Source organism: Pediococcus damnosus (genome assembly GCF_001437255.1).
Taxonomy (GTDB): domain Bacteria; phylum Bacillota; class Bacilli; order Lactobacillales; family Lactobacillaceae; genus Pediococcus; species Pediococcus damnosus.
The window spans coordinates 1-5,771 of sequence record NZ_JQBD01000103.1 but is presented as its reverse complement, the minus strand read 5'-3'; the positions used below and the strand labels follow the sequence as shown (position 1 = coordinate 5,771).

The following is a 5,771-nucleotide window of genomic DNA, read 5'->3' as shown; positions in this document are numbered from 1 at the left end:
GACCATCTAGGAAAACCTTACACTAACATTTGTGTTTAAACTCGATTAACGAATTAAATAAGGAATTTGCATTTGTTCAAATAATTCCTTCACTGATAAGCCGTACAAGGTTTTAAAATACTCTTCAGTTTTGCTTTTCGGTGGCATCGGTAAAACAAAGGCATTTTGTTGATCTTGAACGCCTAGGCCGATGTACGCCCGTTTTTGCGTTTTGGCGTCTTGAATTTCAGAATGGGCAATTTGGAAAAGCTGCCGCACTTCCAAACGCAATTGTCGTTGGCTCATCACACTTTCCAAGGTCACAAATTCACTACTTCCTAGGGTTGGTAAATCTAAACTTTTTAATTGTTTATCAAACTCAGCAAATAATGACACTACCGTTCGCCGGACTGCAAATGGCGAGTTCACTGGTTTTTCAGTAATTAAATTATAGAGCTTTTGAACTACCGTTAAGGTAATTGGATAGTCACGTTTAAACTGCGCCGCCACCTGATCAATATCATCCCCGTAAAATACCAATGCATCTAAAATCGTCATCAGGCGCAAGTGCATCATTGAATCCAGCTTGTCGCCTTGCTCAGGGGTAATTGTTTTGACAATTCCCGCTAGATAATCTGCCTGAACCGCTTCGGTCAATAATCCGTGCTGCCGCTGCCAGTTATAAATATTCAGATGTAAAACAGTATCATACAAGGCAGTTGTAATAATCATAAGTTGTTCATCAAACTCACGATTTCCACTGGTTAGCTGAAATTGGATTTGTGGATACTTTTTAATTTCCATCAACTTATGCAAAAGTTCGTGTGAAACTGTATAATTTGGAGCTGTCACATCCTGCACATGAATAATTAGTTGCCCATTTTCAACCGTTTGGTAAGACTGATCATAGCGAACATAGCCTGATTTTTGATCACCATATTGCACCGTTAACTGTTCTGGAATCATCGCATCAATTCGATCGAACAATGTGGTTACTTCAGCATTAAGTCGTTCTTCACTCATTAATTTCTCCTTTGTTTCGCAACGTTTTTAGCACCTGTTTAGCCGTATTGGCATCCATAACGGGGCATTTTTCCAGTTGCAATTGCGCATTTGGCAGCTCCGTGTCAGTTGCTCCCACACTTAATAGAAGGGATTTGGCCTGCAAATGCATGTGCCCGCGCTGAATACCTTCTGAAACTAACGCGTTTAAGGCTGCCAAGTTTTGTGCCAAACCCACACTCACAATCACTGTTTCCAGCTCTTTTACGGAAGTAATCTGTAAAAATTTATGCGCCAGCTGTGCACTGGAATTAATGTTAATCGATCCGCCCACAAATCCGACCGGCATTGGCAAGGTTAGTGTTCCGATTAATTTCCCGTCGCTAACTTTCCAGTCACTCAGGCCTCGATATTGCCCATCCTTAACTGCATACGCGTGCGCACCGCTTTCCATACTCCGCCAATCATTGCCTGTAGCCATCACCACAGCATCGACACCGTTCATAATCCCTTTATTGTGTGTAGCAGCTCGGTATGGATCCACTTGAGCCGCCAAACTGGCAATCACAATTCGATCAGCAACGTCTTCACCACTCAATTTTTTAGTGGCTAAGCTTGCGACCGGAATTTGACAGGTAGCCGTAGCAAGACATTCATCGGATAAGTTACTTAACACCGCCATTAAACTAGTCTGATGTAATTTGATATGTAAATAAGTGGCTACTGCTTCCAGCATGGTGTTAATCATATTAGCACCCATGGCTTCTTTGGTATCAATAAAGATATCTAACGAAACAAACTGGTGAGCTAATTTGCGAATGCGTAGCTTTTTGGCGCCCCCGCCTCGTTTAACAATTGAGGGATGCGCATCATTAGCCACTTTTAAAATAGCAGCCTCATTTTGATTAAGTTGCGTGCTGAGTTCATCAGCATCTTCAACGTTGGCCATTAAAACCTGGCCCATCATCAAATGATCTGTGGTTCGAGCCTGAATACCACCTCCAGCAAGAGTCATCTTCGCACCATGACTAGCCGCCGCAATCACAGACGGTTCTTCCGTAACCATTGGGACAATTTTTTCTTTGCCATTAATCAAAAAATTAACGGCCACCCCTTCTGGAACAGGAAAATCCGTTAAATAATTTTCAATAATTTGGTTGCCTTTTTCCGTCCGACCATTGGCAATCACCTCAAGATCCGCTTCATTTAATCCCAATTGAGCTTTCAAAAGGGCTAAACGATCGCCATAGTTCTTTTTGTAGAAATGATTTAAATCCATCGAATTTTGACTCCTCAATTAAATAGATCGGTGAAACTTGCTTCAGAATGTTTTCGACTTCTGCTCATCATTTACGATTCTGAACATATTCCGAAATGATTCCTTCTCGTACCCCACTCTCAGAAAAGATCACCCGATCAGCATCTAACATCTGTAGCAACATCACTAAAGGTAAAATTCCACCAATAATAATGTCTGCGCGTTGGGTTTCTAATCCTGGCATCTTTTTACGATTCGCTAGGTTTCGCGATAATAATGCGCGAAAAGTTTTATTGACAACTTCAGTTTTTAAACGATATCCATGGATATTATCCACCCGTGACATGCCTTGATGTTGGCGGTTCATACGTGCCAACGAGCGATTAGCGCCCCCAAGCAAAATAATTGGCAGTTGCATTGCATCCATAATCCACCAGATATCCCGAAACTGTTTATTTACAAAAATTTGCGCCGCAAACAGGCGATCAGCACGAACCACATTGTTTAAATGAAACCTTTCGGAAAGGCTCACTGCCCCAAATGGCACACTAATCAAGTTACGCGGTTTACCATTTTGCACATGAATTAACTCACAACTAGCGCCACCCGTATCAAGGATCAGACAGTCCTTAATTTCTAAAGAATTCATCACACCTAAATAATCGTAATAGGCCTCATCGCTACCGGATAAAACATCCAAATCAATGCCAACTTCATCTTGGACGCGTTTCAAAAATTCAGCTTGATTTTGAGCCACGCGAACAGCCGCCGTAGCAATTCCGCGCACTGTTCGATTTGGATAGCCCTCATAAATATGCTTAAACCGTTTTAAAGCTGCAATGGTACGATCCATGGCAACCGGCTGTAAAATACTATTAGCACCCATCCCTTCAGATATGCGCGAGTCTTCCTTGATGCGCCGAACTTCGTGAAAACTGCCGTCGTCGTGGACTTCATTAATTACCATCCGTACTGAATTAGAACCCAAATCCACAATTACCAAGTTTTCCATTTTTCACGCCTCGATTTTTTCGATTAATCCCGTTAATTTAATTGTATTTATTTTAACATGTTTTTAGGCGAAAATGCGCATTGCTCGCATATGCGGTGAATTTCTGGGGAGACTGAGGACAGCTCCTTGAAACAGCTATAGAGATATAAGTATCCTTCTCGCGGAATTGTGATCCCGCGCTACTTCATTACATTGGATGATTTTCGTTCCGAAAATCCTTTATATTCCGTACGCTGTCGATTCTTGTGGCACAGTTCAGCCGCAAGAACTCGCGCTACTTCATTTTCTTTTGGATGATTTTCGTTCCGAAAGTCCTTTATATTCCGTACGCTGTCGATTCTTGTGGCACAGTTCAGCCGCAAGAACTCGCATCCGTCGTCTTTGCCTGCTGCTTTCCGCTGAGCTTTAGGACAGCTCAGCAAAACAAGAGACTGATCATAAGCACGACTCCCGTGGGATTGCGATCCCACATACGTCGCACTTATGATCAGCCTCTTACCGTTTTACCTCACTCACTTGTTTTAGGACAGCTCGACAAGTCAAAAAGAGCATTCTAAGTATGACTCCCGCGGGATTGCAATCCCGCATCCGTCACACTTAGAATGCTCTTTTTACCGCTTTGTCTCACTCACTACTTAAAATAATTAATTCCCATTGCATCCCGTACTTCATCCAAAGTCTTGTTAGCTACTTTATTTGCCTTTTCACTACCTTGCTTCAAAATGTCATATACCCCAGGAATATCCTGTGCATACTGCTCTCTTCTTTCGCGAATTGGCTTCAAAATTTCCTGCAAAACTTCATTTAAATACCGCTTAATTTTGACATCACCCAGACCACCAGCTTGATATTGAGCCTTAAGATCCGCAACTTTTGCCTTATCTTTATCGAAAATGTCTAAATACGTAAATACCGTGTTGCCCTCTACATGACCCGGATCCGACACCTTAATATGGGTTGGATCGGTAAACATGGACATCACTTTCTTTTGAATCGTATCTTCATCATCTGACAAATAGATCGCATTGTTCAATGACTTACTCATCTTGGCATTCCCATCTAAACCGGGAATTCTGCCCAATCCTTTTGGTGGGAAATAACCTTTAGGCTCCACCAAAATTGGTTTGCCATAAATGTTATTAAAACTTCGCACAATTTCACGCGTTTGTTCCAACATTGGCTCCTGATCATCCCCAACTGGGACCGTATCTGCACCAAATGCCGTGATATCAGCAGCTTGGCTTACTGGGTAAATAAAGAATCCAGCGGGCACACTTTCACCAAACTTCTTTTGTTTAATTTCAGATTTAACCGTTGGATTACGTTCCAATCGAGAAACAGTCACCAAATTCAAATAAATTTCGGTTAAATCGCTCAAAGCAGGAATCTGCGACTGCACTAAAATTGTCGATTTCTCTGAATCAATACCAACCGCTAAATAATCCAAAGCCACTTGGATTAAACTGTTGCGGATCTTTTCTGGATCACGCGCATTGTCAGTCAAAGCCTGCATGTCCGCAATCATGATGTAACTATCGTAATTGCCACTGTTTTGTAATTCGACACGGTTTTTCAAAGAACCGACATAATGTCCAATGTGCAGCTTGCCTGTAGGACGATCTCCCGTTAAAATTACGTGTTTTTTTGTCATTTTAAAAATCCTTCTTCCTATATAAATACCTAATTTTATTTACAAAAAAATCCCATCACTAGTTAACCTAGCAATAGGACGAATTCACCGTGGTGCCACCTAATTTGCAGAATCTCTCTGCCACTCAATGCAGTTAACGGTGCCCCGTCACATTTGTTCTCCAAAACCCATTTCGTTTTTCGAAATCTTTCAGCATTTGATTTCTCTCTGTTGATGAAAAACTACTTTATTTCTTCATCGAACTTAATACAGTAATTGTACCTGTATTTATGGGTGTGGGCAAGTTTAACTGAAACAAAAAAGCCAATTATTTTTTGGCCTGATTCATAAATAGGAGTTATAATGAATTTACAAACTGAAGAACAACCCATTGCGTAATTTGCTTTGAATCAGTAGGTAATAAGCTGTGTAGAAAGAAAAAAGTAAAAAATTTATTTTTTGCCAGATTCAAAATCATAGGTTATACTTACTTTAGCGAAAAGCTAAACAACAGATACACCAAAGGCCTCAACTACTGTACATAGTTAAGGCCTTTTTTTGCACTTATTGAAATCATCCAGGCACTTACTTCGGTAAATGCCTACACAAAGCGGGCGGGTTGATGTCACCTAAATTCTACTTTTGGTTTCGTTTATTCAACCAATAAACGAACAGAGAATTAATCACTGCTACCAAAAGGGAAGCGATGAAGCTAAACAACGAATACACCCCCAATCCATTGCATAATTTGCTTTGAATCAGTAGGCAACTATTTTAGTATACAGGAAGGATGATGGTTACAAAGAAGAATTACGTCCCGTGTAAAAGTATCTTTAACACGATATATACGGTTTTATAAAAATGTTAGTGTAAGGTTTTCCTAGATGGTC

Annotated in this window: 4 protein-coding genes and 1 other annotated feature; all 4 genes read right to left on the bottom strand. The window is 40.9% G+C overall.

Annotated elements, in window-relative coordinates; all coding sequences use genetic code 11:
* Positions 1-45: 45 nt before the first annotated feature.
* The 4 genes from IV84_RS09380 to trpS all read right to left on the bottom strand — a co-directional run bounded on the left by IV84_RS09380 (position 46) and on the right by trpS (position 4,902).
* Positions 46-1,002, bottom strand: coding sequence for a hypothetical protein (locus tag IV84_RS09380; protein ID WP_046872470.1), 957 nt, complete (start codon positions 1,000-1,002; stop codon positions 46-48).
* On the bottom strand, positions 995-2,260 hold the full coding sequence (locus IV84_RS09375; RefSeq protein WP_046872469.1) for a hydroxymethylglutaryl-CoA reductase, degradative: 1,266 nt from the start codon (positions 2,258-2,260) through the stop codon (positions 995-997). Before IV84_RS09375 ends, IV84_RS09380 begins: the two co-directional genes overlap by 8 nt.
* A 67-nt stretch (positions 2,261-2,327) precedes the next feature.
* Positions 2,328-3,251: a Ppx/GppA family phosphatase gene (locus IV84_RS09370; RefSeq protein ID WP_056986528.1), complete on the bottom strand. Its 924-nt coding sequence runs from the start codon at positions 3,249-3,251 to the stop codon at positions 2,328-2,330.
* Between the two features lie 631 nt (positions 3,252-3,882).
* Positions 3,883-4,902, bottom strand: a complete 1,020-nt coding sequence (trpS, locus tag IV84_RS09360; protein WP_046872466.1) for a tryptophan--tRNA ligase — start codon at positions 4,900-4,902, stop codon at positions 3,883-3,885.
* A gap of 71 nt (positions 4,903-4,973) precedes the next feature.
* Positions 4,974-5,149: a binding site (T-box leader), on the bottom strand.
* Positions 5,150-5,771 lie beyond the last annotated feature (622 nt).

Bases quoted from the DNA above. Each gene is read 5' to 3' on its own strand.
- IV84_RS09375 (WP_046872469.1), bottom strand. From the start codon at position 2,260: ATGGATTTAAATCATTTCTACAAAAAGAACTATGGCGATCGTTTAGCC.
- IV84_RS09370 (WP_056986528.1), bottom strand. From the start codon at position 3,251: ATGGAAAACTTGGTAATTGTGGATTTGGGTTCTAATTCAGTACGGATG.
- trpS (WP_046872466.1), bottom strand. From the start codon at position 4,902: ATGACAAAAAAACACGTAATTTTAACGGGAGATCGTCCTACAGGCAAG.
- IV84_RS09380 (WP_046872470.1), bottom strand. From the start codon at position 1,002: ATGAGTGAAGAACGACTTAATGCTGAAGTAACCACATTGTTCGATCGA.